This is a genomic window from Propionivibrio sp. (genome assembly GCF_029255185.1).
GTDB lineage: Bacteria > Pseudomonadota > Gammaproteobacteria > Burkholderiales > Rhodocyclaceae > Propionivibrio.
The window spans coordinates 40,017-64,883 of sequence record NZ_JAPUVO010000088.1 but is presented as its reverse complement, the minus strand read 5'-3'; the positions used below and the strand labels follow the sequence as shown (position 1 = coordinate 64,883).

Below are 24,867 nucleotides of genomic sequence, written 5' to 3'. Positions count from 1 at the left end.
GTCGCCTCGTCCTCAATCTTTTCCGCCTCGATACCTCCAAGAAAAAAGGGGGTATCTATACTCGTCGCATTCTCGCCGCTTCTTCCGATGCTTATCGCGCCAGTCTCCTCGGGTTAAAGGGAATTTGATGCAATTGCCCTGGCGAACAGCCCAAGACGCCAGGCCGCGTGACTTGTATAGGCTGCAATGAACGATAAAGTCAGCAGACTGGCTTCAAGCGGGAAGGTGATAAGCAAGACGCGCCAGTCGATTATCTTGATGCCTGGCGCTTTGGTGGTTCTTGCATTCCGCTCGTTGGCTTCTGTCACCATGGGCACTGTCCTTTTGCGGCATTTTGAACCAGGCTTTTGCGTTTCTCCTGAACCTGTGGCATAGCCAGCCAATTTGTCGACCACTCGCCGCGTGGCTTGGGTCTGTACTCGATGCTGTGCCATTATAGTGGGCCATCGGGCGACGTATGAGCTTCCCACGAAATTTCGTTTAAGGTTTGTTCGGCTATTTCTTTCCGTTGGCGAATGGCGAATGAGCTGGCTATGATTATTCAAAGGGCCTCCGCATGAAACAAATCTATACCGAAATCCTTATCAACGCGCCGCCCGCCGCCATCTGGCGTGTCCTGACCGATTTTAAAAATTATCCCAGTTGGAATCCTTACGAAATCTTGATGGAAGGCGACATCGAAGAGGGTAAGAGTTTTCGCGGGATCGTTCAATTTCCAGAAGCTTGGAAGACCCGCCATCGCTGCCGCACGCTCCGGCTCCTTCCCGAGAAGGAATGGATTTATCAGTCTCACTACTTGAACATTCCGGGCATCATGGACGGCGAATACATTTTGCAACTGGAGGAGGAGGGGCCGAACCGAACGCGTTTCATTCAGAAGCAGAATATCCAGGGTCTCCTGGTTCCCTTGGTTTGGAAATGGTGGTCCGGGGATCTCATCTCCATCGGCTTGGGAATGATGAATCATGCCCTGAAAAGCGTCGTCGAGGGTGGAGAAACGCTCGATAAAGAACGCGGTGTGGTCATGCGTTTCGGCGATCAGGACAAAGCGGCGCTGGAGCGCCTGCGCGGCTCCTGGGCGTTGGTGACCGGCGCTTCGTCCGGTATTGGGCGAGAGTACGCGGTTCAATTAGTGGCTGCGGGAATCAACGTCATTTTGCTGGCCCGGCGTGTGGAATTGCTTGAGGAGTTGGCGGCGCAGCTGCGCGAGAATGACGAGATCGAGGTCAAGGTCATGGCGCACGACTTGGCCGATCCGAGCGTCGGCGAACATCTTCGTCGCGCCCTGCATGCCGAAGGAATCCGGATTCGCGTGCTTTGCAACATCGCTGGTTCCGACACCTGGGGTTATTTTGAAGACACACCGTTGCACGTGTACCGGTCGATGATCGAGGTTCAGATCTGGTCGCTGATCGAGTTCACCTACCTGTTCAGGGAGGACCTGGAGTCCCATCTCACCAGTGCGGTCATCAATGTGTCGTCGCTGGCGGCAGTGCAACCGGTTCCCTACATCACTGTCTATGCGGCGATCAAGGCTTTCGTGTTGGAGTTTAGTCAATCGCTGTACGGTGAATGGCTGCGGCGAGGAATTCTGGTTCAAACCGTTTTGGCCGGGCCCACCGAGACGGGCATGGCCGCTTTCCCACGCTTAAAGAAGTATGGAATTTTCGAGAAATTCATGTTGCCGGCGGAAGTGGTAAAAATCTCCTTGGGCCATTTGTCAAGGCGCATGCCCATCGTCACGCCAGGGCCGCGACCGTTTTTGCACTGGCTCTTTGCCACCGTTTTTCCAGCGCGCGTAGTGATCCTGACTCTGGGCCACCGTTTCCGCCCCGGCCAGCGATCCGACGGAACATGAGGCACATGATTCGCCGAATTGGCAAGCAGAAAGGACGTTTTAAGTGAGAGCCATCACTACAGAAATTCAAATTGAGGCGCCTATAGCCCTGGTGTGGCAACTCGTATTTGACGTGGCTGGCTACAATGATTGGAACCCTTTTATTAGCCACGTACACGGTGCTGGCGAAGAGCGCTCCTTCATCGATTTTAAGGTCCACCTTCCGGGTGCTCAGACGGCATTGACGCGAGTGGAGGTGCTTAAGGTTGTTCCGGAGCGCGAATTTGTCTGGCTCGGCCATTTGTTCAATGTCAGCGGCCTGATCGATGGAGAACATTCCTTTGAACTGTTTTCGTTGGGACCAACCAGCACAAGAGTAGTTCACAGCGAACGATTCCGCGGGAAGATGCTCCCCCTATTGGGAACATTCACCACCGGGCATGTACGACAAGGTTTGGACATGATGAACGTCGCCCTCAGGTGGAGGGCGGAGCGCGTTCTTGCCAGCGCATCCGAAGAGAAAGAAAGCAATCCCATCACCGAAGAAGATCCATCGGAACTTTCAAAAACCTATTGGGACGCCATCGTCGTGGGCACCGGGATGGGCGGGGCGACGCTGGGCTACGCTTTGGCCCGGGGTGGTCAACGCGTGCTGTTTCTGGAAAAAGGGGAGAATTACCTCACGAACCCGAAGGCTTTGCGTGGGGACTACATGGAGATATTGTCTCAGCAAGCGATGGGTCCAGATTCCGAAGAGGAAATGTCCCTCCAAGGCGGACGCTGGTGGGGTGAAATATTCGATGCGGTCAAGGGCCAATTCATACGGCCCTTCATGGGCATAGGGACAGGAGGCTCGTCGGCGCTCTATGGCATGGTCATGGAGCGGTTTTTCCTTTCAGATTTTGAGCCCAAGCGTTATCACCGAGGGGACACGGAAAGCACGCTTCCCGAACGCTGGCCGATCAGCTATCACGAGTTGCGTCCTTTTTACGCCGAGGCGGAAGCGCTTTTTCACGTTGAATCGCGCGAAGGGCCGGACCCCTTTCGTGGTGGGGATACGCGGGAATCCTTCAAAGCGACGATTCCACGGCACCTGGCCACGCGCATGATTGAAGGCCTCATGCGGAAGAAGAACATTCATATCTATTCCCTCCCTTCGGCGTGCGAATGGAAGGCGGGGTGCCGGTACTGTCAGAATTTCTTGTGCGACAAGGGCTGCAAGAACGATGCGGCCACAGCTTGCCTGCAACCCGCTCTGGAACACCACGGCGCGGTGTTGGTGACGCGATTTGCCGTTGACCGGCTCGAATCCAATCAAGGTGCTGTGACGGCAGTGCATGGCCGTTGGCGCGGCCAGCAGGGAATTTGTTTTCACGGTCGCCGAGTGATCCTGGCTGCCGGCGCTTTGGCAAGCCCGCTCCTACTTCTACAGTCCCGTTCCGAGCTGTGGCCTCAGTGCCTGGCCAACGGTTCCGGGGCCGTAGGACGTAATTTGATGCGCCAACTCACCGATCTCTACCTTTTGCCCAGTATCTGGAATTTCTCCAAGGACCCGTTCACATTAAAAGAAAATGGCTGGAACGACTTTTATGTCGTTAACGGCGTTAAATACGGAACGGTCCAATGTTATGGGAAATTTGTTCACGGCTCGATAGCGATGAAGGAATATCTGTTTTCTCTATCGCAAGGAACACATCCATGGCTGGCAAAAATAGTTGATTACTTTCACGCGGGCATCGCTCGATGTCTGGATGCCCTTTTTGTCCGCTCAGGGATCGGCTCTATCATCATGGAAGATCTGCCCTATTGGGAGAACCGAGTGGAAGCCATGGAACCAGCACCCGATGGGCGGGAACGAATCTGCGTGCATTACCGGATCAGTCGCTATGACCAGGAACGCCTGGTACGCTTCAGGCGCATGTACGAGAAGGCGATTCGCCCGTATTTTTATCTTCGTGCGCCTATTTCACAATCCCTGAAGGGGATAGCAAATGCGTCGGGTACTGTGCGCTTTGGGGACGATCCAAAGACTAGCGTTCTGAACAAAATGAATCGCGCCCACGAGGTAGAAAACCTCTATGTGGTCGACGCGTCCTTCTTTCCCTCGAGCGGGGGCATCAATCCTTCATTGACGATCGCCGCCAACGCGCTGCGCGTGGCCGAGCACATCCTATCCTTTTCGCGAATGAGACCCTGCGATAGAAATAGCGCCCGAGGTAGATGAGCGCCGGCTCGCCGTCGCCGACCGATTTGCGGTCGACGATCCACTTCTCCGGGTAGCGACTGGGCAGCGTCAGTCCGGCGCTCTTGAACCTTTTCAGACTGCTGCACTCGGTATTAAATCAATCATTGGAAACTCGAACTTGGCCAAGGCAAAATCCATTTATTCCTGCACCGAATGCGGCGCCAGCGTACCCAAGTGGCAGGGGCAGTGTCCGGGCTGCGGTGTCTGGAACACGCTGGTCGAAACCATCGCCGAGACCGCGCCAGCCAGCAACAGCCGTTTTGCCGCCCTGGGCGGCACGGCCAGGATTCAGACGCTTTCAGAGATCGAGGCGCGCGAGGAAGACCGGCTGCCGACCGGCATCGGCGAGTTTGACCGGGCGCTCGGCGGCGGGCTGGTCGCCGGTGGCGTCGTTCTGCTCGGCGGCGATCCGGGAATTGGCAAGAGCACCTTGCTCTTGCAGGCGCTGGCCGAGCTGTCGGCGGTGCACCACGTGCTCTATGTCAGCGGCGAGGAGTCTGGCCAGCAAATCGCCATGCGCGCGCGGCGCCTCGCGCTCGATACCCGCAAGCTCAAGTTGCTGGCCGAGATCAATCTGGAGAAAATTCTCGCCACGCTGCAGGCGGAAAGGCCGCAGGTCGCGGTTATCGATTCGATCCAGACCCTGTGGTCGGATCAACTCAGTTCAGCACCCGGTTCGGTGGCCCAGGTCCGCGAGTGTGCGGCGCAACTGACGCGATTAGCCAAGCAGACGGGAATCACCGTCATTCTGGTCGGCCACGTGACCAAGGAAGGGGCGCTGGCCGGACCGCGCGTACTCGAACACATCGTCGACACCGTGCTCTATTTCGAAGGCGATACCCATTCGAGTTTCCGCCTGATCCGGGCGGTTAAGAACCGCTACGGTGCGGTCAATGAGATCGGCGTTTTCGCCATGACCGACAAGGGACTCAAGGGGGTTAACAACCCGTCGGCGATGTTTCTTTCGCAGCACGGCCAGGAGGTTCCCGGCTCCTGCGTGCTGGTCACGCAGGAAGGAACGCGGCCCTTGCTCGTTGAGATTCAGGCGCTGGTCGACCAGTCGCACGGCAATCCGCGCCGCCTGACCGTCGGTCTCGATGCGCAACGCCTGGCCATGCTGCTGGCCGTTCTGCACCGCCACGCGGGAATCGTCTGTTTTGATCAAGATGTTTTCGTCAACGCCGTTGGCGGGGTCAAGATTAGCGAGCCGGCAGCCGATCTTTCGGTGCTTTTGTCAATTGTTTCTTCACTTAAAAACAAGGCGTTGCCGAGTAAGCTTATCGTATTTGGTGAGGTGGGGCTGGCCGGTGAGATCCGCCCGGCGCCACGCGGCCAAGAGCGGCTCAGGGAAGCCGCCAAGCTTGGCTTCACGCGCGCGATGATCCCCGAGGCCAACAAGCCCAAACATCCGATTGCCGGAATCGAGGTGATCGCCGTGCGTCGGGTTGAAGAGGCGGTCGATCGTCTGCGCGAACTCGATTGAGTTGCCGATGAGTCATTTTTTCTTCGCCCTGCGCATGCTGCGCCGCGACGCGCGCGCTGGCGAGCTGCGCCTGCTGGTGGCGGCGCTGGTGATTGCGGTGGCGGCGCTGACTGCCGTCGGTTTTTTTGCCGACCGCGTGCGCCAGGCGCTGGAACGTGAGGCCAATCAACTGCTTGGCGCCGATCTGCTGCTGACGACCGATCATCCGTGGCCGCAAAAAATTACCGCCCAGGCGCGCGAGCGGGGCTTGGCGCTGGCTGAGACACGTACTTTTCCGAGCATGGTCAGCCTCGGTCAGGGTGATGCCCTGCGCGCCCAGTTGGCCGAAATCAAGGCGGTTTCCGACGGCTATCCATTGCGCGGCAGCCTGCGCATCGCTGCCCGGCGTAATGCTGCAGACTCACCTGCCAGCGGTATTCCAGCGCCGGGGATGATCTGGATCGACGAACGACTGGCTTCGGCACTGTCGGCCGATGTGGGCGATACACTTGCGGTCGGGCAGCAGCCCCTGCGCGTAGGGGCAGTCCTGACCCTGGAGCCTGATCGTGGCGTCAATTTTTTCAGCGTCGCGCCGCGCCTGCTGATGAATGTCGCCGATCTGGAGGCGACCGGGCTGATCCAGCCGGGCAGCCGGATTACCTATCGCCTGCTGCTGGCCGGTGAGGTGCCGACGGTCAGTGCTTTTCGCTCGCGTGTCGAGAAATCGCTTGAACGCGGCGAACGCATTGAGGACGCCCAGAATGCGCGTCCGGAGATCCGCACGGCGCTCGATCGAGCGCAAAAATTCCTCAGTCTTTCCGCGCTGTTGACCGTGGTGCTGGCCGCCGTTGCCGTCGCCCTGGCAACACGTCGTTACATGCAAAGACATCTTGATCCCTGTGCGGTGATGCGCTGTCTGGGCGCCACTCAGGGCTTTTTGCTGCACGTCTTTCTCGCCCAGTTTGCCTTGCTTGGTCTGGTGTCCGCTGTGCTCGGTTGTGGCCTTGGCTACCTGGCGCATTTCGTGCTCTACGCCTGGCTTGCCCAACTGCTCGCCACGCCGCTGCCACAACCCGGCCTATTGCCTGCGCTGCAAGGCAGTGCCATCGGCGTACTGCTGCTGTTCGGGTTTTCCCTGCCACCGCTGATCCAGCTCAAGCAGGTGTCGACACTGCGTGTGCTGCGCCGCGAGTTTTCCAGCGGCACCCTGCCGCAAGCGCGTTTGCTTGGCGGCTACGCGCTCGGACTGGCGGCGCTGGCCGGACTGATGTTCTGGGTGGCGGGCGAAATCCGCCTTGGCGCTTATCTGGTCAGCGGTTTTTCGGTGGCGATGTTGCTTTTTGCTTTTCTGGCGCGGGTGGCGATTCGTCTGGCAGCGCTGTTGCGTGGCGGTGCGCGTTCGCGCACCGGGCAGGGCGGTATCGGCTGGCGCTACGGATTGGCCAGTCTCGAGCGGCGCTCGATCGCCAGCGTCGTGCAGATCGTTGCCCTCGCGCTGGGTTTCATGGCACTGCTGCTGCTCACTGTAACCCGAAACGATCTGCTTGATGCCTGGCGTCGGGCCATCCCACCCGAGGCGCCGAATCGCTTTGTCGTCAACATCCAGCCCGATCAACTGCCAGGCGTGCGCCGCATCTTTGCCGATAATCATTTGAGTGCGGACTTCGCGCCGATGGTGCGCGGGCGTCTGGCCAGGGTCAATGGCGTCGATGTCAGCCCGGCCAGCTACGCGGACGAACGCGCCAAGCGTTTGATCGACCGCGAGTTTAATCTCTCGTATCGGCTGGACCTGCCGCAGGGCAACGCGGTGACGGCGGGGCGCTGGTTTTCGGCCGATGATGCGGGGCGGGGCATGGCTTCTGTCGAAGACGGCCTGGCCACGACTCTGGGTCTGAAGCTTGGCGATCGTCTGGAGTTCGTCGTCGCCGGCGAGAAGGTCGACATGCAGGTGCTTGGACTGCGCAAGCTCAACTGGGATTCGATGCGGGTCAATTTCTTTGTCCTGACTCCCCCCGCCGTTCTGGAAGCGTATCCGGCGAGCTGGATCACCAGCTTTTACCTGGCGCCCAACCAGGCCGACTTCGTCAATCGGCTGATTCGCGAGTTTCCAAACCTGACGGTCGTCGATGTGGCGGCGATAGTGCGGCAATTGCAGGCGATCATGGATCAGGTTGCGCAGGCGGTTCAGTTCGTTTTTCTATTTACTCTGGCGGCCGGAATCATCGTGCTCTACGCGGCGCTGGCCTCGGCTGCCGAAGAGCGGCACTACGAGCTGGCAGTGATGCGCGCGCTGGGCGCTCGCCGCGAGCAACTACGCCGTGTCCTGCTGGCCGAATTTGCGGCGATTGGTGGTCTGGCTGGGTTGATTGCGGCGTTTGGGGCGATTACCGTGGGCCAGTTTTTGGCGCGCCGGGTGTTTCAGTTCGAGGTAGAGATCGATTTTTGGCTGCCGCCTGCTGCGTTGCTCGGTGGCGCAGCGCTGGTAACCGCCGCCGGCTGGTTTGCCGCAGCACGCCTTCTGGGTGCGCCGCCGCTGGAAGCCTTGCGCGCTGGTAGATGATACTGGCGAAGCTTAAAGCAAATTCTAAACCATCAGACCTTGAACTGGGCCGCTGCCGTTTGCAGCCGTCCAGCCTGTTCGGCCAGATTCCGGGAGTCTTCGACGGCACGTTCGATGGCGTGATTGTTCTCATCTACCATGTGCACGATCTGTTCAATATTTTGAGTAACGCTATTGTTTGCTTGACTCTGCTCAGCGACTGCTACCGCGATTTCATCCATGCGCCGCGTGGATTGCTCGACCGCGATGCTTGCTTTCGACAAGGTGTTTTTAACAGAAGACATATGGGATTTGCTGCTTTTCAGAGCCGAGGCGCCTTGCTGTAGCGATTTGGAGACTCCTCCAGACTGCTGACCAAGGGAGAGCGTCACTGCGTCAATATCGTGCGCAGCCGAAGAGGAGCGTTCGGCAAGTTTTCTAACTTCGTCGGCCACTACAGCGAATCCTCGCCCCTGTTCTCCGGCACGCGCGGCCTCGATGGCAGCATTTAACGCGAGCAGATTGGTCTGCTCGGCCAAGTCTTGAATCTGCTTGGTCAGATTGACGATGCTCTCCGTACTCGTGACGAACTGACCGACAGAATTGTTGATGGCATTTACGGCCTGGTCGACGGAATCAAGTTCAGTGGAAAGTTCTTCCATTGCGGCAACCCCGGCTTTGGTGTGATCAAGACTTTGCCTCGCAGTTTCCTTGGCCCCTTGCGCATTGTCAGAGATCAAGGCGATTGCCACGGCGAGTTCCTGCATGCACGCAGCCACAGCCTGAGCCGCTTCTGATTGACGGCTGGACCCCTGCGCCACTGCGCTTGTAATTTCCGACAGCGACTGATTGGTATTGGACACGGCCTCGGCGCTGGTGACAACTCCGCGCAGCACCTTCTGGAAGGTTTCTATCAAGCTATTGAACGCTCCTGCGGTCTCACCGAGCTCATCCTTGCTGGGCACGACAACACGGTAGGTGAGATCGCCGTCGGTCAATTTGGTAGAGCCAAACCGAACGACCTCTACTTCTCCGAGAATGTTTTTGTGGACTAAAACCAAAACCAGCCCGGATAACACGAGGGAAATGGCGCTGATCGCTATGAGCAGTGTATTTGCCGCATTAGCGGATGCCTTTGCTTCTTCATAGGCCGCTTGTGACAGGCGGCTCTCTAACTCCACGAGGTCTGCAAACTGCTTCTGAAGCTTCTCGAATTCCGTGGTCGCGAGACTGACCATGGTGACACCCGCGGCGTAGTCGATTACCGCCATTTCAACCGCTTCCTTTGTCGTGCGTTTAAAAACAGCCAGGCGCTCCGGAATGCCTTTCAGCAGTTCACGCTCTTCAATGCTGAGCTTGTCAGATTTTCCCAGACGTTCAATTTCCTCGCCTGCGCTTCCAAGCATCTCTGAATGCTCGGCAAGCAGCCGTTTCTGGATTCTTTCCGGAACATCAGACGCACTAGAAGAGAGAATTTCGAACGTTCTTGCTTGAATGCGCTGAATTTCCGCTCCTGCCTGCATGGAGATCCGGCTATGGACCGCACGACGTATCACCATGTCTTCAAGCGTACTCGCTGCTTGCCGCAAACTGATATAAGAGGTGATTGCCACCAGAAGCAGGCAAAGCAAGGCAATGGCCGGCGAAAGAACCAGCTTGGTCCCAATTCGGAGATTCAAACTCATGATCTGTCCTGGCTATTCGGGTTACTTTTATTTGTAGATGCCTACGGCTACATATGCGTCTTGACCCGGAATAGCAGTTACGTAGGTCGACTTGGGCTCAACCTTCTTGGTCGTCGGATTCGACCAATAATAATCAACCCACCCCTTCTGTTTCGTCTTGGCAACCTCCGCCATCTCCCGAACGAAGGTCTTGCCATCGGCATCCTTCAACTCGTTAAGGTTCTTTCCGATTAGCCCTGCATTGGCTCCGTGGGCGATGATAGTCCCGTCGAATTTGCCAACAAACACATATAAATCGCGGTCACGCCACTTTGGGTCGCTAAAGGTTTTCGTCGAACTTTCAATGCCATTGGCTTTTACTTCGGCTAGTGCCTTGGCAACCATCGCCTCAGCTTCCTTCGCCGTTCCCTTGTCCGAAGCTAGGGCGCTCGTTGCGATACTGACAGCGATACCAAGTACCAGAAAAAATTTACCAAGATAAGACATATCTTCCTCCGCTATATTAAAGTTGATCACCAAATACGCAGGCCGCAAAATTAACACCATCAAGCACCACGCACCATGCGCAGAATACCGTGTTGATAAAAAAAATCAAACTGTCTGTCAGTCTTTCAGTCTTTTCCATATCGTGGTCCGTGCGCCTTTATGTTTCACTCACAAAGTCTCTGTTTTTCGTTGTGCTCGTCGTGTTCGTTGTGGTTATTTTTTTCGTATTTTCAAACCAGATCTTCGCGGCGCAGCATGAAGACATATTGGTCGCCAGCGCTGGTGTCGAGCCAGGTGAACGAGGTTTCCGGGAACGCCAGTTCCAGTTCGTTCTGATTGTTCCCGATTTCGACAATCAGTATGCCGTTCGGATTGAGGTGGCCGGGCGCTTCCCTCAGAATGATGCGCACGAAATCGAGACCATCTTCGCCGCTGGCCAGTGCGAGCCTCGGCTCGCGTCGATATTCCTCGGGCAGGGCAGCCATTGACTCGGCATTGACGTAGGGCGGATTGGAAATGATAAGGTCGTAGCGTTGCCCTGTTATTCCGCTAAAGGCGTCACACTCGATGAGCCGCAGGCGTGAGCCAAGCCGGTAGTCATCAACATTACGCTGGGCCACGGCGAGCGCGCCAGGCGAAAGGTCGACCGCATCGACCCTGGCTTCAGGGAAAGCGTTGGCGGCAAGAATGGCCAGGCAACCGGAGCCGGTGCAAAGATCCAGTACGCTGCCTACCGCCCAGGGGTCGTCAATCCATGGGCTGAGTTGTTCGCGCAACAGTTCGGCGATATGCGAGCGGGGAACAATGACCCGTTCATCGACATAGAAACGGCAATCGCCGAGCCAGGCCTCGTGGGTCAGGTAAGCCGCAGGTAGACGTTCGCTGATGCGTCGTTCGATCATTCTGAGTGCAGCAGCCCGCTCGTCGCTGGTCAGGCGAGCGTCCATGAAGGGCTCCAGACGATCGAGTGGCAAGTGCAGGGTGTGCAGCAGAAGATAGGCTGACTCGTCCCAGGCGTTGTCGGTGCCGTGGCCGAAGAACAGCCCGGCTTCGCAAAACCGGCTGACCGAAAACCGCATCAGATCGCGCAGCGTGGAGAGTTCGTTTTGGGCTTGTTCAAACATGTCAGGGCAAAAGCTTCTCAAGAATCCGGCGATAGACGGCGCAAAGCTTCGCCAGGGCAGCAATTTCAATGCATTCGTCGATCTTGTGGATGGTCGCGTTGACTGGGCCAATTTCAATGAGTTGTGGGCAAATGTCGGCGATGAAGCGGCCATCGGAGGTGCCGCCGCTGGTCGACAGTTCGGCCAGCAGCCCCGTTTCTTCGCGGATTGCCGCGCGCGAGGCATCAACCAGTGCACCACGGCCGGTCAGGAAAGGTTTGGCGCCCAGTGTCCACACCAGGTCGTAATCGAGTTCATGGCGCAGCAGGATTGCATTGACTTTGGCCTGTAAATCTTCAGGCGTGCTGGATGTGGCAAAGCGGAAGTTGAAGTGGATGTCCACCTGGCCCGGAATGACGTTGCCGGCGCCGGTGCCGCCGTGGATATTGGAAATCTGCCAGCTTGTTGGCGGGAAAAATTCGTTGCCCTGGTCCCATACGCAGTTGGCGAGTTCGGCAATGGCCGGCGCCGCCAGGTGAATCGGGTTCTTCGCCAGTTGCGGATAGGCAATGTGACCCTGAATGCCTTTGACGGTCAACTTGCCGGATAGCGAGCCGCGTCGGCCATTCTTGATGGTGTCGCCGAACTGACTGACTGCCGTGGGCTCGCCAATGATGCAGTAGTCGATGGTTTGGCCGCGCGCGGCAAGCGCCTCGATGACGGCAACGGTGCCGTCCACCGCGTCGCCTTCCTCATCGGAGGTGAGTAGGAAGGCAATTGATCCACTGTGTTGCGGATGATCAGCAACGAAGGCTTCACTAGCGGTAACAAAGGCCGCCAGCGAGCCTTTCATATCTGCCGCGCCGCGTCCGTAGAGCAGGCCGTCGCGCCGCGTCGGCTGGAAAGGGGCGCTCTGCCACTGTGCGGGCGGTCCAGCTGGCACCACGTCGGTATGTCCGGCAAAGCAGAAGAGCGGGCTCGCCGAACCGCGGCGCGCCCACAGGTTGGTGACGCCGGAACGATTGAAATACTCGCACTCGAAGCCCAGGCGCTGCAGACGGGCGCTGATGATGGTCATGCATCCATCATCGTCCGGAGTGAGCGAACGACAGGCCATCAACTGCTCGGTGAGGCTCAGTGTGGCGTCACTTGGCATAGTCGTCATCGAGGTTGAGCGTGAACTCCTTGAAGGAGGTTCCGCCGTAACTGGTTTCCCCGAAATCGATGGGGGTTTCATTATGCTCATCTTCTCGCTGTGAGCTGCTGGTGATTTCGGAATTGTTGATCAGCCAGGAGAGATTGGTTGGCGAGTCGGCATTGCTTAATGCTTCGTCAAGCGAGATGGTGTCTTCCCTATACAGGCGGAAAAGATCCTGCTCGAAGGTCTGCGATCCCGGGGCCAGACTTTGTTCCATGGCCTCCTTGACGGCCAGAATTTCGCCGCGCTCGATCAACTCCTGAATGTGACGGGTATTAAGCAAAACTTCAGTGGCCGGCGTTCGTTTGCCGTCATGTTTTCTGACCAGACGCTGCGAGATGACGGCTTTCAGGCTGGCTGAAAGATCGAGATAAAGCGAGGTTCGACTATCCAGCGGGAAGAAATTGATGATGCGGTTGAGCGCGTGATAGCTGTTGTTGGCGTGCAGCGTGGCCAGGCATAGATGGCCGGTCTGGGCATAGGCAATGGCCGCCTGCATGGTTTCCTTGTCGCGGATTTCACCGATCAGGATGCAGTCGGGTGCTTGACGCATGGCGTTTTTCAGCGCGGGTTCCCAGCCTAGGGTATCCATGCCCAGTTCGCGCTGGTTGACGATTGATTTTTTGTGTTTGAAGAGAAACTCGATGGGGTCTTCAATGGTCAGGATGTGGCCGCTGCGGTTGGCGTTGCGGTGATCGAGCATGGACGCAATGGTGGTCGATTTTCCCGAGCCGGTCGAACCCACAATCAGAATCAGACCGCGCTTTTCCATGATCAGACCAGCCAGCACCGGCGGCAGGTTAAGCGTCTCAAGTTCCGGGATATTGCCGAGGATATAGCGCACCACGATCGAGATTGACGAACGCTGGCGAAAGATGTTGACGCGGAAATTGCCGACGTTGGGAACGCTGAAGGAGAGGTTCATCTCCTTCGTCGCTTCAAAGATCGCGATCTGTTCAGGCGACATCATTTCGAAGGCAATTTTTTCGACCATCGCCGGATCCATCTTCTGCTGATTGACGGGAACCGTATTGCCCTGGATTTTGATGTTGATCGCTACGCCGGCGGAGATGAAAATGTCCGAAGCCTGTTTTTCTGCCATCAACAGGAAAAGTTTGTCCAGAATCATGTGGCCTCCGCCGGGGTCGGGAAGATGAGGAAAAAATCAGTCGCCGCGCAGCAGGTCGTTGATGCTGGTCTTGGCGCGCGTCTTGGCATCGACCTTCTTGACGATTACGGCACAATAGAGACTGTGACTGCCGTCTTGCGTCGGCAGATTGCCAGAAACAACGACCGAGCCTGGCGGGATGCGGCCATAGCTGACTTCGCCGGTTTGTCGGTCGTAGATTTTGGTCGATTGGCCGATATAGACGCCCATCGAAATCACCGAGCCTTCACCGACAATCACCCCTTCGACGACTTCCGAGCGGGCGCCGACGAAGCAGTTGTCTTCAATGATTGTTGGATTGGCCTGCAGGGGCTCGAGTACGCCACCGATGCCGACGCCGCCGGAAAGGTGAACGTTTTTTCCGATCTGGGCGCAGGAGCCGACGGTGGACCAGGTGTCAACCATCGTGCCTTCATCGACATAGGCGCCGATGTTGACGTAGGAGGGCATCAATACCACGTTCCTGGCGATGAAGGAGCCGCGTCGAACAGTGGCCGGCGGAACGACACGGAAGCCACCGCGAATGAATTTCTCGCTGTCGTAGTTGGCGAACTTGGTTGGCACCTTGTCGAAGAAGCGCATCGGGCCGCCGTCGAGCAACTGGTTGTCTTCAAGGCGGAAGGAAAGCAGAACGGCCTTCTTGAGCCACTGATGGGTGATCCATTCGCCGTTTATTTTTTCGGCGACACGCAACCGCCCTTCGTCAAGCTCGGCAAGAACGGTGCTGACGGCTTCACCCACTTTGGCGGGGGCGCTGCCAGCTTGCAACGAAGCACGGTTTTCCCAGGCTTCTTCGATGATCTGCTGGAATTGCTGCATAGTGTATTTCCTAGAGTTTTGAAACAAACTGATGAATTCGGTCCGCTGCGGCAAGGCATTGGGCAAGCGGCGGGACCAGCGCAATGCGCACGAAACCGGCGCCCGGGTTGATCCCTCTTGCCTCGCGTGCGAGAAAGCTGCCCGGCAGAACGACCACATTATAGTCGGCAGCCAGGGCACGGGCGAAATTGGTGTCGGACTGCGGCGTATCGGTCCCCGGAACTTTTGCCCACAGGTAGAAACTGGCATCGGGCATCGCCGTGCCCAGCACTGCAGACACCAGCGGCTCGACAGCGGCAAATTTTTCCTGATACTGGCGGCGGTTGGCGACGACGTGCGCTTCGTCCTTCCAGGCGGCGATGCTGGCGGCCTGCAAGGCCGGACTCATGGCGTTTCCGTGATAGGTGCGGTAGAGCAGAAAGGGCTTCATGATGGCCGCATCGCCGGCGACAAAACCGGAACGCATGCCCGGCACGTTGGAACGTTTCGACAGGCTGGAGAGCATGACCAGACGGTCAAAACTGCGGCCGAGCAGCTTCGCCGCCTGCATGCCGCCAAGCGGCGGTTTATCTTCGTCAAAGAAGATTTCCGAGTAGCACTCGTCGGAGGCGATGATGAAACCATATTTGTCCGAGAGCGCGAAAAGATTTTTCCAGTCGTCAAGATCAAGCACCTTGCCTGTCGGGTTGCCGGGTGAGCAGACGAAAAAGAGTTGAACCCGTCGCCATTCCTCGTCGGAGAGGCTGTCATAGTCAAAAGCAAAGTCGTTTTCAGGCAGCGTATTGAGAAAACGTAGATCGGCTCCGGCGAGATAGGCCGCGCCCTCGTAGATCTGGTAGAAGGGATTGGGGCTGACGACCAGCGGCTGGTAACCTCGTGACGGGTCGATCACCGCCTGCGTCAGGGCGAACAGGGCTTCGCGCGAGCCGTTGACCGGAATGATCTGTGTTTCCTGGTCGATTCCGGCCAGGTCGTAGCGTCGTGCCATCCAGTCAGCGATAGCGTGGCGCAGGGCGGGCACCCCCAGCGTGGTAGGATAGTTCGCTAGGCCGGGCAGGCCGGCGATCAGTGCCTCCTTGATGAACCCCGGCGTGGCGTGTTGCGGTTCGCCGATCGATAACTTGATCTCGGGCAGATTCGGATTCGGCGTGATGCCGATAAAAAGCTGGCGCAGTTTTTCGAATGGGTAGGGATGCAGTTTGCTGAGGGAGGGATTCACGATGTGCACACGAATTGAGATTGAACGGCCGATTATACGGGGCATCGCCTGATGGCGGAAAGTCAAGCAAGCCGCGCCAGCAGGCGAGAGACGCGTGCTGCCGTTTTTTCACTCCTTGTCGGTGCGCTGGTCTGGGGGCTGATCTGGTATCCCTACCGGATTTTGCGCGATGCCGGAGTCGACGGCGTTCTCGCTTCGACGGTGACCTACGCCGTGGCTTTTGTTCTCGGACTCTGGTTTTTTCGCCGTTCGCTTGCTGCATTTTCGTTGTCGTGGGGACTCCTTTGGCTGGGGCTGGCCTCGGCCGGCTGTAACCTCGGCTATGTCCTGGCGACCTTGAATGGCGAAGTGGTTCGCGTACTGCTGCTGTTCTATCTGGCGCCACTGTGGACCGTACTGCTCTCGCGGCTGCTGCTCGGTGAGCGGCTCAACCGGTTTGGCATTTTCGTCATTGCCCTGTCATTGGCCGGTGCGGCGACCATGCTCTGGCAGCCGCGGATCGGTCTGCCAGTGCCAAGGGATGTTGCCGACTGGTTCGGGCTGGGCGCCGGGTTCTCCTTTGCCCTGCTCAATGTGCTTTCCCGCCAGGCGCGGGGGGTAAGCATCGAAATCAAGGCGATGGTGGCTTTTGCCGGGGTGGTGCTGGTCGGCGGGGTGCTGCTGTTGAGTGGGATCGGGGATCCACAGATTCCAGCCGCACCCTCGGCCTGGCTGCTGATCGCCATGATCGGTGGTGTGCTGGTGGTAGTCAATCTTTTCGTCCAGTATGGCCTTGCCAGGATTGCCGCCAATCGGGCGATTGTCATCATGCTTTCCGAAGTCGGTTTTGCCGCCCTCTCGTCGTGGTTACTCGCCGACGAAGCACCGGGATTGCGCGAATGGGTGGGTGGCGCGATGATTGTCGCGGCCAGCGTGTTTTCAGCGAGGATGGAGATTGATGGCTAGTCAGAACCCGGGGGCAGGGCGGCCAGAGGGAAAATGGCATGACAATGCAGCCCCCTTTGAAAGTGATAAATTGGGACAGTCTCTATGTTCAGCATGTACAGTTCACATCGCACTGTTGCACTCGTTCCGCTCAGCGGGAAGGCCATGAAGTCTCATCGGAGCACGTAAGTTACCATTAACGGCGAGATGATTTTAATGAGCTGTACTGTTTTTCCGTGGCGCTCACTCAAGACGCGAGTGACTCTTTTCACGCTGCTCATCTTCATGGGGAGCTTGTGGGCGCTCTCGTATTATGCCAGCCAGGTTATGCGCAGGGCCGTGGAGTACCAGTTGGGCGAGCAACAGTTCTCGACGGTGACGATGGTGGCCGCTCAGCTGAATCGCGAGCTTGTGAGCCGGCTCGAGGCCCTGGCAACGGTTGCCGACCTATCTGCGAGCACACTTCAGCAAGGGCCGGCGGCCATGCAGGCACTGCTTGAGCAGCGGCTGGATCTGCATGTTCTGTTCAATGCAGGTGTTTATGCCGCCCGGCTCGATGGTATAGCCATTGCCGATTTTCCCCTGTCAGCAGGGCGGCTCGGTATCAATTATAGCGACAGGGATTACATCATCACTGCGCTTAAGGCGGGTAAGCCAGCAATTAGCCGACCGGTCATTGGCAGGCAATCGAAGGCCCCGGTTTTTGTCATGGCAGTTCCGATACGCAATGCGGCTGGCAAGGTGGTCGGTGCCTTGGCAGGAATAACCATTCTGAGTACGGCCAATTTCCTCGATCAAATCACCGAAGTCCGCTTCGGTATAACCGATGGGTATACGCTGATAGCCCCGCAGTACCGATTGATAGTTACCTCTTCAAATCGTAGTCGAATCATGAGAACGCTCCCCGAGCCTGGAGTTGTTCCGGCCATCGACCGCTTTGTCGAGGGCTATGAAGGTTCCGCCGTCTACGTCAATCAATATGGTGTTGAGGTCCTTGCCTCGGTCAAAGCCGTACCCGTGTCAGGTTGGTTAGTGTCAAGCTCGATGCATACCGACGATGCCTTTGCTCCGATCCAAGAGATGCGCCAACGCATGCTGATGGCCACGATCATGTTGACTCTGCTGGCAGGCATCCTGAGCTGGTGGATGTTGCGGCGACAGCTTTCCCCGATGCTTGCTGCGGTGAAAACGCTGGCCGCACTATCAGATACCAAGCAGCCCCTGCAACTCCTGCCCGTTGTCCGGAAGGATGAAATCGGCGAACTGATCGGTGGTTTCAATCGTTTGCTGGAAACCCTGGCACAACGGGAAGCTTTACTTAATCAAATCCTTGATACATCAAGCGTGGCCATTTTTTTGGTCGACCTGAACGGTCGCATCACTCAAGCCAACCAGCGCATGGCCGAGATGTTTGGATTGTCGGTCGACGCACTGGTGGGAGAAGAATACGTCGCTCTTATACACCCATCGGAGCGTGAACTCGGGCGCAAGAAAATGCAAGCCTTGATTGCTAGCGCAGTCCAATCGGTCGATCTGCATCGGCTGTACTGGCGCGCTGACCGGAGTGCGTTCTGGGGGCATCTGACGGGAAAGCGTTTCCATGACGCCAACGGTGAAAACCGTGGCCTGGTTGGTGTGATTGCTGACATCAACGAGCGCAAGTTGACTGAGCAGGCCTTGCTTGAAAGCGAGAGTCGTTTTCGCGAGATATTCAATACCGTCAACGATGCTATTATCATACACGATGCCGAAACCGGACATATCATCGATGTTAATCTGCGTATGTGCGAGATGTACGGATTTTCCCGTGCACAGGCTCTGGCCGTCGATGTTGGTGATCTGAGCCAGGGCTCGCCTCCCTATTCCTTAGCCGAAGCCAACGAAAAAATGCGCCTGGCGCGCAGCGAGGGGCCACAGATTTTTGACTGGCAGGCGCGCTCTAGCGACGGGCGCGTTTTTTGGGTCGAGGTCAGTCTTCGCTTCGCACAAATCGGCAGCCAGCAGTGGATTCTGTCCGTCGTGCGCGACATCGCCGAGCGCAAGCGGGCTGAGGACGAGATCAAGCAACTGGCTTTTTATGACCAGTTGACTGGTCTGCCCAACCGGCGGCTACTCATTGACCGGCTCGGGCAGGCGCTGGTCAGCCGCTCGCGTCATCCACGGCAAGGGGCGTTGCTGTTCATCGATCTTGATAACTTCAAGACGCTCAACGATACCCATGGTCATGACCAGGGTGACCTGCTCCTGCAACAGGTCGCCCAGCGTCTGACCGCTTGTGTCCGTGAGGGCGACACCGTGGCCCGCCTGGGCGGTGATGAATTCGTGGTGATGCTTGAGGACCTGAGTGAGCGCGCGCAGGAAGCCGCTAAGCAGGCTGAAATGGTTGGCGAAAAAATTCTCGCTACGCTCAGCCAGAGTGTTCAGCTCACCAGTTGTGCCTATCAAAGTACGGCGAGCATCGGCATTACCCTGTTTTCCGACAGTCAGGCGCTTGTTGAAGAACTGTTGCAGCGGGCAGATCTGGCGATGTACCAGGCCAAGTCAGCAGGGCGCAACGCTTTGCGATTCTTCGCCCCGAAAATGCAGAGCGTGGTCACGGCGCGCGCCGTGCTGGAAACCGGTTTGCGTGAAGCGGTTTTGAAAAACCAGTTTCACCTTTATTACCAGGCACAGCTTGATTCAGGTGGCCGTGTGATCGGTGCCGAAGCACTGATTCGCTGGCAGCATAAGGAACGCGGCCTGGTTTTACCCGACGAATTTATTCCCTTGAGCGAAGAAACCGGGCTGATTCTTCCCGTCGGTCAATGGGTTTTGCAAGCCGCCTGTGCTCAACTGGCAGCCTGGGCCACACGACCGGAGAAGGCCCATCTGACGTTGGCGGTGAATGTCAGCGCCCGCCAGCTCCACCAGATTGATTTTGTCGACCAGGTTCTGGCGGTGCTCGAACAGACTGGAGCTCCACCACAACGGCTCAAGCTCGAATTGACCGAGAGTATGCTGGTCGATGGCAAGGACGAGATCATCGCCAGAATGAACGCACTCAAAGCCAGGGGGGTCGGTTTCTCGCTCGATGATTTTGGTACGGGTTACTCCTCGCTTTCGTACTTGAAACGCATTCCACTCGATCAATTGAAAATCGACCGCAGTTTCGTTAAGGAGATACTCACCGACCCCAATGATGCCGCGATTGCAAAAATGGTCATTGTTCTCGCTGGGAGCCTGGGGCTTACAGTGATCGCCGAGGGGGTGGAAAGCGAGGCGCAAAGCGACTTTCTGGCGCGACAGGGTTGCCACGCCTATCAGGGGTATCTGTTCAGCCGGCCCTTGCCGCTGGACGAGTTCGAGGCTTTTATCGAGCGCGAATAAGCTGAAAACATCAGAGGGTCGCTAACTCGCCCCGCAGCACAGCTTGAACTTCTTGCCGCTGCCACAGGGGCAGGGGTCGTTGCGGCCGACCTTGGGTTCGTCGCGACGGATGGTCTGGGTGCCGCGCTTGGCCAGCCAGAAGCGATAAATGTCGGTCACCGCCTGCGGCAATTCTTCCTCGCAGTCGTTTTCCACCTGCTCGAGTTCCTTGCCTTCAGGCCATTCCTCGCCGTGCTCGCGGGCGGCGCCTTCGGCTTCGCCGGTGAGCACCATCAACGGAAAGAGGCGTTCATCCAGGTAACTGATTTCTTCGCGGATATCTTCACTTTCTTCGTCGCCGCCGTTTTCGGTTTCGCCAAGAAACTCAAACCAGTCGTCTTCGGCGGCGTCGACGCCAGCCAGATAGGCCTGGCACCAGGGGAGGTAGTCGCTGGGACCGTTTTCATCGCCTTCCTTGGCGTAAAGCAGGAGTACTGGCGGCTTACCCGCAGCCAGTTCGTCTTCCAGAGCGTTGGCAAAGGCGCGCAGCAGTTCGGCGGCTTCGCGTCCGGCATCGCTGGCGAGAGCTTCTTCGCTGCCCAGGGCATCGGCCAGCCAGTCTTCTTCGGGGATCGGCTGCGGACCGGAGAGGGCGGCGCACAGATAGCCCTGAATTTCGTCGAGGCGCATGGCGTCCTGCAAAGCCGGGTCGTCGAGCAGAGTCTCCAGGCGGTCTAGCTGGTGGTCATCGAGTTGGGCCTGCAATGGGGTAGTCATGGTTTCAGCCTCGGCTGTTGGATTGGGTGGAAAATTCTGCCAGTTCGACCTTGGCCGCCGGTTTCCATCCCTTGCTGCGGTGTTCGGCGACGACATTGGTGAAGATCCCGCCGCGCACAAAGAACTTGGCGGTCAGGCGCATGAAGCGCGGTTTGGTGGCTTTGACCAGATCGTCAAGAATGCGATTGGTCACTGCCTCATGGAAGCAGCCCTGGTCGCGGAAAGACCAGATGTAAAGCTTGAGGCTCTTGAGTTCGACGCAGGTTTTTTCCGGAATATAGTCGAGAATCAGCGTGGCGAAGTCCGGCTGGCCGGTCTTCGGGCACAGGCAGGTGAATTCCGGGATCTCCATGTGGATCTGGAAGTCGCGCTGCGGCGCCGGGTTGGGGAAAGTTTCGAGGGTCTTGGCGGGCTGGGTGGTCATCAATGGTCCGGGTTCAAACGAATAGGGCTGGCAAAATGTTATTATAAGCGCCGAATGCAGCCAGTGCGGCGTCATGCAATGCTTCCGGGAACCCCTATCCACGCAGCCACCCAGGCTGCGTTCCATTAAATGCGTCTGACAAAACTCAAACTTGCCGGTTTCAAGTCCTTCGTCGATCCAACTACGATTTCCTTGCCCGGGCAACTCGTTGGTGTGGTCGGCCCGAATGGCTGCGGCAAATCCAACGTCATTGACGCCGTGCGCTGGGTGCTTGGCGAGTCGAAAGCTTCGGAGTTGCGCGGCGAGTCGATGCAGGACGTGATCTTCAACGGGTCCGGTGGGCGCAAGCCGGTGTCGCGGGCGGCGGTTGAACTGGTTTTTGACAACTCGCTCGGTCGAATCGCGGGACAGTGGTCGCAATACGCCGAGCTGTCGGTCAAACGGCTGCTGACGCGCAGCGGGCAGTCCGAGTACTACATCAATAACCTGCACGTTCGGCGCAAAGACATCACCGACCTGTTTCTCGGTACCGGTCTCGGGCCACGCGCCTACGCCATCATTGGACAGGGAACGATCTCGCGCATCATCGAGGCCCGGCCTGATGAACTGCGTGTTTTTCTCGAAGAGGCCGCCGGTGTCACCAAATACAAGGAACGGCGCAAGGAAACCGAAAACCGGATCGCCGATACGCGCGACAACCTGACACGTGTCGAGGATATCCGGCTCGAACTTGGCGTTCAGATGGAGCGCCTGGAAGGGCAGGCGGCAGTGGCCCGGCAGTATCGTGACTACAACGGCGAGCTGACGCGCAAGCAGCAAGTGCTATGCCTGCTGCGGCGCAATGAGGCGCTGGCCGAACGCGAACGTCTGGGACGAGAGTTCGAGCGGGCGCTGATCGAACTCGAGGCGCAAAATGCGGCTCTGCGTGAAACGGAAGCACGGCTTGAAGAAGCGCGAGAAAGCCATTTTGCCGCCAGCGACGGCGTGCATGGCGCGCAAAGCGAACTGTTTACGGCCAATGCCGAAGTGGCGCGGCTTGAAGCCGAAATTCGTCATCGCCGTGAATCGCAGCGCGAGTATGAATCCCGACTGGCGCAACTTACCGATGACCAGTTGCACTGGCAAGGGCAACTCGAAAAACTCGAGGCGGACCACGCGCGTTGGGTGGATTTGTCGGCGCTTGCCGATGAGCGCGTTGAGCAAGGAGAAATGCGTCTGGCCGCCCAGCAGGAACGCCTGCCGCTGGCCGAGGAAGCACACGCCAGCGCCCAGGACGCAGTCAATCGCCAGCGTGCCGTTCTTGCCCAGACCGAACAGCGTTTGCAGGTCGAGCAGGCCAATCGCGGCCATGCCCAGCGTTCGCTGCAAATCATTGCCGGTCGTCGCCAGCGCTTGGCACAGGAACGTGAGGCGTTGCCGGCGCCCGACGGTAGCGAGTTCGAGCTCAAGCAGGAAGCACTGGCGCAATTGCGCGAACGCATCGTCGACGCCCAGGAGGCGCTGGTCAGCAAGCAGCAAGAGCTGCCCCAGCTTGAACAACAGCGCCGTGAAGTGCTGGCCGAAGTACAGCATGTCCAGAAGGAACGCGCCGAAGCCCATGCCCGTCGCGCTGCGCTCGAGCAATTGCAAAAGCGGGTGCAGGGCGATGGCAAACTGGCAGACTGGTTGCATCGGCACCGGCTCGACAAGGGACAGCCGCTGTGGAAGGCACTGCATGTCGAGGTCGGCTGGGAGGATGCCGTCGAGGCCGTGCTGCGCGAGCGGATTAGCGCCCTCGCCGCTGAAGTGGCCGACCCGGCCTGGAGCCGCGATCGTCCGGGCAGCAAACTGACTCTGCTCTTGCCGGTCGACGGCGCGACGGCGAACTTTGCTGCCGATCGATTGCTGGCGCGCATTCGTTGTGACGACCCGAAACTCGTCGCCATTCTTGCTGATTGGCTTGGCGAGGTATTCACCGCGCCTGATCTGGCCGCCGCGTTGGCACGCCGCGCTGATCTGTCCAGCAGCGCCTGCTGTGTCACGCCGGGGGGCGATGTGGTCAGCCGGCAGAGTGTCACGCTGTTTGCCCCGGACGCCGCAGAGCATGGCCTGCTGGAACGGCAGCGCGAAATCGAGGAACTCGGCGGGGCCATTGCCCAGCGCGAAGAGCGGGTTGCGCAGGAACAGGCCAGGCTGGCCGAAATCGAAATGCGCATGGTCGACGTGCAGAACGTAGTCCACGAGTCACGCCAGGAAATCGAGGCACTGCAAGAGCGGGCTCACGCCATCCAGGTTGAAACTCTCAAACTGGCGCAGGCGCTCGATCGCTTCCGTGAACGGCAGGCGCAGATCGACGAGAGCCTGGCCGAGATGGCCAGCGAGGAAGAGGGCGAAAACGAGCGCCTGTTCGTTGCTGACGAGGCCATTGCAGTTCAGGGCGAGCAGATACATCAGCTGCAGCTAGTCATGGGGACGGCCAGAGCTGCTTTCGAGCAGGCCGAACGGGCGCTGCGCGACGAGCGCGAACAGGTCAATGCGGTCGAACGCGAACTGCGCGAAGCCCAGTTCGCACAACGCGAGTGTCGCAGCAAGATCGAGGAAATCAGCCGCAGCCGCGATTTGGCGCGCCAGCAGATTTTACGCATCGTTGACGAGTTGGCGCGCTGCACCGAAAACGCGCAAGCCATGCACGCCGAAGATATTGAACCGAAACTTCAGGACGCGCTTGAACAGCGGGTTTTCCGCGAACAGGCGCTGGCGGCGGTGCGCGATGCCCTGGAAGCGGCAACGGCCGGGTTGCGCGGTCTGGAAGAGCAGCGCATGAAGCTTGAGCACAGTCTCGACCCTTGGCGCGAGCGGATCAGCGAAATCAAGTTGAAGGAGCAGGCCGCCAGCCTTAGCTATGATCAGCTTGCAGCGCAATTGCTCGAAGCCAAGGCCGATGAGCAGAGCCTGCTCAGCGATTTGCCCGGTGCCCGCCCCATCCCGCTGCAAAATGCCATTGCCGCGTTGCAACGATCGATCGAAACGCTCGGCGCGGTTAACCTCGCTGCACTCGACGAGCTTGAATCGGCTCGCGAGCGCAAGGGCTACCTTGACGCACAGTCGGAAGACTTGACGCAGGCCATGGAAACGCTGGAAAACGCTATTCGCCGCATTGACCGTGAAACGCGTGCACTGCTGCAGACGACTTTTGACTCGGTCAACAGCAGCTTCGGTGAGCTGTTCCCGATCCTCTTTGGCGGCGGTGAAGCCAAACTGATCATGACCGGCGAGGAAATTCTCGACGCCGGCCTGCAAGTCATGGCGCAACCGCCGGGCAAGAAGAATTCGACGATTCACCTCTTGTCCGGGGGTGAAAAAGCACTGACCGCGATTGCCCTGGTATTCTCGATGTTTCAACTCAATCCGGCGCCATTCTGCCTTCTTGACGAAGTGGACGCTCCGCTGGACGATACCAATACCGAACGTTTTTGCGCGATGGTGCAACGCATGTCGATCAATACCCAGTTTCTATTCATCAGCCACAACAAGATCGCCATGGAAATGGCGCAGCAACTCGTTGGCGTGACGATGCAGGAGTCCGGGGTTTCGCGCATCGTTGAGGTGGATATGGACGAAGCGTTGCGCATGCGAGAGCAGATCGTTTAGGAAAAA

At 58.1% G+C, this 24,867-nt stretch carries 17 protein-coding genes and 2 pseudogenes; 8 read left to right on the top strand and 11 right to left on the bottom strand.

Annotated elements, in window-relative coordinates:
* Positions 1–128 (top strand): annotated as a pseudogene (locus Q1J43_RS06465) (ISAs1 family transposase); the annotation flags it as partial.
* Here the strand turns inward: Q1J43_RS06465 and Q1J43_RS06460 are convergent.
* A complete protein-coding gene (locus tag Q1J43_RS06460; protein WP_301101594.1) occupies positions 114–311 on the bottom strand; it encodes a hypothetical protein in 198 nt (65 codons plus the stop codon). The pseudogene Q1J43_RS06465 and the gene Q1J43_RS06460 overlap by 15 nt on opposite strands.
* A gap of 245 nt (positions 312–556) precedes the next feature.
* On the opposite strand from Q1J43_RS06460, the gene Q1J43_RS06455 reads away from it, so the two are divergent.
* Both Q1J43_RS06455 and Q1J43_RS06450 read left to right on the top strand, forming a co-directional pair.
* Entirely contained in the window at positions 557–1,858 is a 1,302-nt protein-coding gene (locus Q1J43_RS06455; RefSeq protein WP_301101593.1) for an SDR family NAD(P)-dependent oxidoreductase, read from the top strand.
* A 43-nt stretch (positions 1,859–1,901) separates the two neighbouring features.
* Positions 1,902–4,061 carry a GMC oxidoreductase gene (locus tag Q1J43_RS06450; RefSeq protein WP_301101591.1) on the top strand — a complete coding sequence of 720 codons (2,160 nt, stop codon included), beginning with the start codon at positions 1,902–1,904 and terminating at the stop codon, positions 4,059–4,061.
* Here Q1J43_RS06450 and Q1J43_RS06445 read toward each other — a convergent pair.
* Positions 4,027–4,146 (bottom strand): annotated as a pseudogene (locus Q1J43_RS06445) (IS91 family transposase); the annotation flags it as partial. The gene Q1J43_RS06450 and the pseudogene Q1J43_RS06445 overlap by 35 nt on opposite strands.
* A 54-nt stretch (positions 4,147–4,200) precedes the next feature.
* Between Q1J43_RS06445 and radA the strand changes: the two are divergent.
* Together radA and Q1J43_RS06435 are read left to right on the top strand one after the other, a co-directional pair.
* A complete protein-coding gene (radA, locus tag Q1J43_RS06440) occupies positions 4,201–5,565 on the top strand; it encodes a DNA repair protein RadA (RefSeq protein WP_301101590.1) in 1,365 nt (454 codons plus the stop codon).
* 7 nt (positions 5,566–5,572) lie between these two features.
* Positions 5,573–8,104: an FtsX-like permease family protein gene (locus Q1J43_RS06435; RefSeq protein WP_301101589.1), complete on the top strand. Its 2,532-nt coding sequence runs from the start codon at positions 5,573–5,575 to the stop codon at positions 8,102–8,104.
* Between the two features lie 32 nt (positions 8,105–8,136).
* On the opposite strand, the gene Q1J43_RS06430 is transcribed toward Q1J43_RS06435, so the two are convergent.
* The 7 genes from Q1J43_RS06430 to dapC all read right to left on the bottom strand — a co-directional run bounded on the left by Q1J43_RS06430 (position 8,137) and on the right by dapC (position 15,761).
* Positions 8,137–9,768, bottom strand: a complete 1,632-nt coding sequence (locus Q1J43_RS06430; RefSeq protein ID WP_301101588.1) for a methyl-accepting chemotaxis protein — start codon at positions 9,766–9,768, stop codon at positions 8,137–8,139.
* Between the two features lie 27 nt (positions 9,769–9,795).
* Positions 9,796–10,254, bottom strand: coding sequence for a cache domain-containing protein (locus Q1J43_RS06425; RefSeq protein ID WP_301101587.1), 459 nt, complete (start codon positions 10,252–10,254; stop codon positions 9,796–9,798).
* 230 nt (positions 10,255–10,484) lie between these two features.
* Complete coding sequence (prmB, locus tag Q1J43_RS06420) at positions 10,485–11,378, bottom strand: 50S ribosomal protein L3 N(5)-glutamine methyltransferase (RefSeq protein ID WP_301101586.1); 894 nt, start codon at positions 11,376–11,378, stop codon at positions 10,485–10,487.
* A gap of 1 nt (position 11,379) precedes the next feature.
* On the bottom strand, positions 11,380–12,522 hold the full coding sequence (gene dapE, locus Q1J43_RS06415; protein WP_301101585.1) for a succinyl-diaminopimelate desuccinylase: 1,143 nt from the start codon (positions 12,520–12,522) through the stop codon (positions 11,380–11,382).
* Entirely contained in the window at positions 12,503–13,684 is a 1,182-nt protein-coding gene (locus Q1J43_RS06410) for a PilT/PilU family type 4a pilus ATPase (protein WP_301101584.1), read from the bottom strand. The genes dapE and Q1J43_RS06410 overlap by 20 nt, the downstream gene beginning before the upstream one ends.
* A gap of 36 nt (positions 13,685–13,720) precedes the next feature.
* Positions 13,721–14,542, bottom strand: coding sequence for a 2,3,4,5-tetrahydropyridine-2,6-dicarboxylate N-succinyltransferase (gene dapD, locus Q1J43_RS06405; protein ID WP_301101583.1), 822 nt, complete (start codon positions 14,540–14,542; stop codon positions 13,721–13,723).
* 10 nt (positions 14,543–14,552) lie between these two features.
* Positions 14,553–15,761 (bottom strand): succinyldiaminopimelate transaminase, encoded by a 1,209-nt coding sequence (gene dapC / locus Q1J43_RS06400; RefSeq protein ID WP_301101582.1) that lies wholly within the window; start codon positions 15,759–15,761, stop codon positions 14,553–14,555.
* 51 nt (positions 15,762–15,812) lie between these two features.
* Between dapC and Q1J43_RS06395 the strand changes: the two genes are divergently transcribed.
* Both Q1J43_RS06395 and Q1J43_RS06390 read left to right on the top strand, forming a co-directional pair.
* Entirely contained in the window at positions 15,813–16,706 is an 894-nt protein-coding gene (locus Q1J43_RS06395; RefSeq protein ID WP_301101581.1) for a DMT family transporter, read from the top strand.
* Between the two features lie 195 nt (positions 16,707–16,901).
* Positions 16,902–20,051 (top strand): EAL domain-containing protein, encoded by a 3,150-nt coding sequence (locus Q1J43_RS06390; RefSeq protein ID WP_301101580.1) that lies wholly within the window; start codon positions 16,902–16,904, stop codon positions 20,049–20,051.
* Between the two features lie 21 nt (positions 20,052–20,072).
* Here the strand turns inward: Q1J43_RS06390 and Q1J43_RS06385 are convergent, their stop codons facing one another.
* Positions 20,073–20,807, bottom strand: coding sequence for a UPF0149 family protein (locus Q1J43_RS06385; RefSeq protein ID WP_301101578.1), 735 nt, complete (start codon positions 20,805–20,807; stop codon positions 20,073–20,075).
* 4 nt (positions 20,808–20,811) lie between these two features.
* Positions 20,812–21,231 carry a preQ(1) synthase gene (queF, locus tag Q1J43_RS06380; RefSeq protein ID WP_301101577.1) on the bottom strand — a complete coding sequence of 140 codons (420 nt, stop codon included), beginning with the start codon at positions 21,229–21,231 and terminating at the stop codon, positions 20,812–20,814.
* A 129-nt stretch (positions 21,232–21,360) separates the two neighbouring features.
* Between queF and smc the strand changes: the two genes are divergently transcribed.
* Complete coding sequence (gene smc, locus Q1J43_RS06375) at positions 21,361–24,861, top strand: chromosome segregation protein SMC (protein ID WP_301101575.1); 3,501 nt, start codon at positions 21,361–21,363, stop codon at positions 24,859–24,861.
* Positions 24,862–24,867 lie beyond the last annotated feature (6 nt).